The following is a 1,091-nucleotide window of genomic DNA, read 5'->3' as shown; positions in this document are numbered from 1 at the left end:
GGTTCAGCGTTGGCGCTTCAAAGCGGGTACGGGAATATCAACCCGTTGTCCATCGACTACGCCTGTCGGCCTCGCCTTAGGTCCCGACTTACCCTGGGCAGATCAGCTTGACCCAGGAACCCTTGGTCAATCGGCGCAAGAGTTTCCCACTCTTGTATCGCTACTCATGCCTGCATTCTCACTCGTATACCGTCCACGACTGGTTTCCACCGCCGCTTCACCCGGCACACGACGCTCCCCTACCCATCACAGCAGGCGTTGGCCCTATATGCTGCAATGACACGACTTCGGTGATGTGCTTGAGCCCCGCTACATTGTCGGCGCGGAATCACTTGACCAGTGAGCTATTACGCACTCTTTCAAGGGTGGCTGCTTCTAAGCCAACCTCCTGGTTGTCTCTGCGACTCCACATCCTTTCCCACTTAGCACACGCTTAGGGACCTTAGTCGGTGTTCTGGGCTGTTTCCCTCTCGACCATGGAGCTTATCCCCCACAGTCTCACTGCCACGCTCTCACTTACCGGCATTCGGAGTTTGGCTAAGGTCAGTAACCCGGTAAGGCCCATCGCCTATCCAGTGCTCTACCTCCGGCAAGAAACACGTGACGCTGCACCTAAATGCATTTCGGGGAGAACCAGCTATCACGGAGTTTGATTGGCCTTTCACCCCTAACCACAGGTCATCCCCCAGGTTTTCAACCCTGGTGGGTTCGGTCCTCCACGAAGTCTTACCTCCGCTTCAACCTGCCCATGGCTAGATCACTCCGCTTCGGGTCTTGGGCATGCAACTCAACCGCCCTATTCGGACTCGCTTTCGCTACGGCTACCCCACACGGGTTAACCTCGCTACACACCGCAAACTCGCAGGCTCATTCTTCAAAAGGCACGCAGTCACGGCCAGCCAGCAAGCTGACTGACGACGCTCCCACGGCTTGTAGGCACACGGTTTCAGGTACTATTTCACTCCGCTCCCGCGGTACTTTTCACCATTCCCTCACGGTACTATCCGCTATCGGTCACCAGGGAATATTTAGGCTTAGCGGGTGGTCCCGCCAGATTCACACGGGATTTCTCGGGCCCCGTGCTACTTGGG

General features: G+C 56.6%; 1 rRNA gene. It reads right to left on the bottom strand.

The features are described 5' to 3' along the window. Positions 1-1,091, bottom strand: a 23S ribosomal RNA gene (locus ACFU9E_RS35610); the annotation flags it as partial.

Source organism: Kitasatospora sp. NPDC057595, from assembly GCF_042800875.1.
Lineage (GTDB): Bacteria > Actinomycetota > Actinomycetes > Streptomycetales > Streptomycetaceae > Kitasatospora.
This window is presented reverse-complemented; position numbering and strand designations above follow the sequence as displayed.